Here is a 4,375-nt window from a genome sequence, read left to right as displayed (position 1 = left end):
GCCCCGCCAATACCGGCTCCGCCGCCAGCATCGCAATTTGCGCGCCAAGGACAAGGTCATCCACTTGGCCAAAATGATGGTGGCGCAAATAGCCTTTACGATCGATAAGCAGCAATGTGGGCGTGCCGCGCATACTGTAGGCGGCCATCGTGCGTGGTACCGGGCCGTCGCTGGAAGGTGCATCAACACCCACTGGAAAGGTGATGCGGTATTCGTACAAAAATGCTTGCAGCGATACCGGCGTCATCGCCGCGTGGTGTTCAAATACCGTATGCAGGCCAATAACGGCAACATCTTCATTATGAAAAGCCCGCTGAACGCGCTGTGCCTGCGGCAGCCCGTGCATAACGCAGCCAGGACACAGCATTTGAAAGGCCTCAACCACCACCACCTTGCCGCGTAACCCCGCCAAGGTCACGGGGGTGAGCGTATTGATCCATTGTGCCACTTGAAGTTCTGGAGCCAGCTCTAACGAGTCCATGTGCCTATCCACAAAGCCCTTTTCAGCATTGTGCACCTAGGCAGGTAAAATAGCCGCATGCCTCTGATTCAATTTCAAAACGTCGACTTCAGCGTCGGCGGCCCGCTACTGCTAGAGCAGATCAATTTCACTATTGAGCCGAACGAGCGCGTCTGCATCGTGGGCCGCAACGGGGCTGGCAAGTCCACCTTGATGCGGCTGATGGACGGCACGATCAAGCCCGACGACGGCGAAATCCGCCTGCAGGGTGGCGTGGTGGTGGCGCGGATGGCGCAGGAAGTGCCGCAGGACACCCAAGGCACGATCTTCGACGTGGTTGCGCAGGGGCTGGGCGATCTGGGCACACTGTTGGCGCGCTATCACCACGCCGTGCACGAAGGCGACATGGACGCGATGGCCGCCGCACAGACGCAGATCGAAGCCCAGCATGGGTGGGACTTAGACCGCCGCGTGCAGCAAGTATTAGAACGGTTGGAACTTCCGGAAGAGGCCGAATTTTCTGCACTGTCCGGCGGTATGAAGCGCCGCGTTTTGCTTGCACAAGCACTGGTGCGCGCGCCCGACGTGCTACTGCTCGACGAACCGACCAACCATTTGGATATTGAAGCAATCGACTGGCTCGAAGGCTTTCTGAAGTCATTCAGCGGCAGCATTGTCTTTATCACCCACGACCGCAGCTTCCTGCGCGCGCTGGCCACTCGCATCATCGAAATTGATCGCGGTCAACTCACCAGCTGGCCCGGTGATTACGACAATTATTTGCGTCGGCGCGAAGAACGCCTGCACGCGCAGGCGCAAGAAAACGCCCGCTTCGACAAACTCTTAGCGCAGGAAGAAGTGTGGATCCGGCAGGGTATCAAGGCCCGCCGCACCCGCAACGAAGGCCGCGTTCGCGCGCTGAAGGCGATGCGCAACGAACGCGCGCAGCGCCGCGAGTTGACTGGCAAGGTCAAGATGGAAGCCGCCAGTGCACAGTCGTCGGGCAAGAAAGTCATCGAAATGACCGGCGTCTCGCAGCGTTTCGGCGAACGGGTCATCCTGCGTGACGCCGCCACCACCATCCTGCGCGGCGACAAGATCGGCATCATCGGCCCCAATGGCAGCGGCAAGTCCACCCTGCTGAAGATTTTGCTCGGTCAGCTCACACCGGATGCGGGCCAAGTGGAACTGGGCACCCAGCTACAGATCGCCTATTTCGACCAGCACCGCAGCCAACTGGACGAGACCCGCAACGCGATCGAGAACGTGGCCGGCGGCGCCGATTTCGTCGAGATCAACGGCAGTCGCAAACACATCATCGGCTACCTACAGGATTTCCTGTTCTCGCCGGAGCGCGCGCGCGCGCCGATCACCCGCCTGTCCGGCGGCGAACGCAACCGCCTGCTGCTGGCGCGGCTGTTCGCCCAGCCGTCCAACCTGTTGGTGATGGACGAACCGACCAACGACCTCGACGTGGAGACGCTCGAACTGCTGGAAGAGCTGCTGCTGGATTACAGCGGCACCCTGCTGTTGGTCAGCCACGACCGCGACTTCCTCGACAATGTGGTCACCAGCACGCTAGCGCTGGAAGGCGATGGCAAACTTGCCGAATACGTAGGCGGCTATAGCGACTGGCTGCGCCAGAAGCCCGCCACAAACCCTTCTGCTGCTGCCGAAAAGTCAACCATCACACCGCCTGCAGCCTCAGCAACCACCGTCGCGCCCCCTGCTCCAGCGAAGAAAAAGCTCAGCTACAAAGACCAGCGCGAACTGGAGCAACTGCCCGCAAAGATCGAGCAACTTGAAACCGACATCGCCGCACGTACCGCGGCCATGCAAGATGCTTCGTTTTACAAACAAGACGCCGCTGCGCAGCAACGCGTCAATACCGAGCTCGCTACGCTGCAAGCTGAACTAGACACCGCCTATGCCCGCTGGGAAACGCTAGACGGCTGAACACCCGGTATAATTTTGCGTTCGCCAAGGGGCGCTGCGATGGGTCGGCTTTTGAAGCCTGCCTCACCAGGCTTGGCATTCACATAACGGCGCCCGGTTTTCTTATGACCTGCCCTTTCCCAAGGGAAACGGGCTAAAACCGGAGCGCCATGATGAGCACTGCAAACAGAACTTTTTCGACCGAAGGCGATTACAAAGTCGCCGATATTTCGCTGGCCGACTGGGGCCGCAAGGAACTGGACATCGCCGAGCACGAGATGCCCGGCTTGATGGCGATTCGCGCCAAGCACGCTGCCACCAAGCCGCTGGCTGGGGTGCGCGTGACCGGCTCGCTGCACATGACGATCCAGACCGCGGTGCTGATCGAAACCCTGAAGGACATCGGCGCCGACGTGCGCTGGGCGTCCTGCAATATCTTCAGCACCCAAGACCACGCCGCCGCCGCGATCGCCGCCACCGGCACCCCCGTGTTCGCATGGAAGGGCGAGACGCTGGAGGAATACTGGGACTGCACGCTGGACGCGCTGACCTTCACCCTGGCCGACGGCACGCTGACTGGCCCGGAACTGGTGGTGGATGATGGCGGCGACGTCACCCTGCTGATCCACAAGGGCTATGAGCTGGAACAGGGCGATAACAGTTGGGTGAACTCCGCTTCGGGCAGCCACGAAGAACAGGTGATCAAGAACCTGCTCAAGCGCGTCGCCAGCGAGCGCCCCGGCTACTGGACGCGCGTGGTGAAAGACTGGAAGGGCGTATCGGAAGAGACCACCACCGGCGTGCACCGCCTGTATCAAATCGCGGAAGCAGGCAAGCTGCTAGTGCCAGCGATCAACGTCAACGACTCGGTGACCAAGTCCAAGTTCGACAACCTGTACGGCTGCCGCGAATCGCTGGCCGATGGCCTCAAGCGCGCGATGGACGTGATGCTGGCTGGGAAGGTGGCGGTGGTCTGCGGCTATGGCGACGTGGGCAAGGGCTCTGCCGCCTCGCTGCGCGCTTACGGCGCACGCGTGATCGTCACTGAGATCGACCCGATCTGCGCGTTGCAGGCGGCGATGGAAGGCTATGAAGTGACCACCGTGGAAGACACGCTGGGCCGCGCCGACATCTACGTGACCACCACCGGCAACAAGGACATCATCACCGCCGCGCATATGCAGGCGATGAAGGACCAAGCCATCGTCTGCAACATCGGTCATTTCGACAACGAGATACAGGTGGATAAACTGTTTAATTTTCCGGGAATCACACATCTGAATATCAAACCACAGGTGGACAAGTACACTTTTCCTGCCGGCAATTCTCTTTTCCTCCTCGCCGAAGGACGCCTGGTGAACCTTGGATGTGCCACGGGGCACCCCTCCTTTGTGATGAGCAACTCTTTCTCCAACCAGACACTGGCGCAAATCGATCTTTGGCAGCATGATTATGAGGTTGGTGTGTATCGCCTGCCGAAGCAGCTGGATGAAGAGGTGGCCCGGTTGCATCTGGAACAGATAGGCGTGAAACTGACAACCCTTACACGGAATCAGGCCGATTATATTGGTGTACCGGTGGATGGACCCTACAAGCCGGAGCATTACAGGTATTGAGAGCGGTCAGCGAAAATTAGGTCTCAGCAGTCAGCGTTCAGCTATCAGCTGTCAGGATTCAGGTTACAGGTTTCAGCTTGGATAGTGGGATTGGTTTGAAGGACAGCGGTTTGGAATATTAGCGTTTAGCTTTTTTAGGTAAGAGATTGAGAAGGAAAGCAGCAAAGGAATTGATTCCGAAATAATTATCTTTAAAGAGTAAAAAAAGTGGTTTTTTGTCGCATGATCAGTTGGAAAAATAAAATAAAGGTTTTATCTTTGCACTCGCTTTTGCAAGAAAGCATTTAGGCTGATTCGCTAGCTCAGCAGGTAGAGCACATCCCTTTTAAGGATGGGGTCCTGGGTTCGAGCCCCAGGCGGATCA

Annotated in this window: 3 protein-coding genes, 1 tRNA gene and 1 riboswitch; of the genes, 3 read left to right on the top strand and 1 reads right to left on the bottom strand. The window is 58.4% G+C overall.

Features of this window, described 5'->3' with window-relative positions:
• A partial coding sequence (locus KUL77_RS11655) for a redoxin domain-containing protein (protein ID WP_297147359.1) occupies positions 1–481 on the bottom strand: 481 nt, incomplete at its 3' end.
• Positions 482–538: 57 nt separating this feature from the next.
• On the opposite strand from KUL77_RS11655, the gene KUL77_RS11650 reads away from it, so the two are divergent.
• The 3 genes from KUL77_RS11650 (at position 539) to KUL77_RS11640 (ending at position 4,375) form a co-directional block, all read left to right on the top strand.
• The gene (locus KUL77_RS11650; RefSeq protein ID WP_297147356.1) at positions 539–2,416 is read left to right on the top strand and encodes an ATP-binding cassette domain-containing protein; all 1,878 of its coding nucleotides are present in this window, start codon (positions 539–541) and stop codon (positions 2,414–2,416) included.
• A gap of 20 nt (positions 2,417–2,436) precedes the next feature.
• Positions 2,437–2,518: riboswitch (S-adenosyl-L-homocysteine riboswitch) on the top strand.
• A gap of 50 nt (positions 2,519–2,568) precedes the next feature.
• A complete protein-coding gene (ahcY, locus tag KUL77_RS11645) occupies positions 2,569–4,011 on the top strand; it encodes an adenosylhomocysteinase (protein ID WP_297147353.1) in 1,443 nt (480 codons plus the stop codon).
• 291 nt (positions 4,012–4,302) lie between these two features.
• Positions 4,303–4,375, top strand: a tRNA-Lys gene (locus KUL77_RS11640).

The organism is Thermomonas sp., assembly GCF_019104945.1.
Lineage (GTDB): Bacteria > Pseudomonadota > Gammaproteobacteria > Xanthomonadales > Xanthomonadaceae > Thermomonas.
This window is presented reverse-complemented; position numbering and strand designations above follow the sequence as displayed.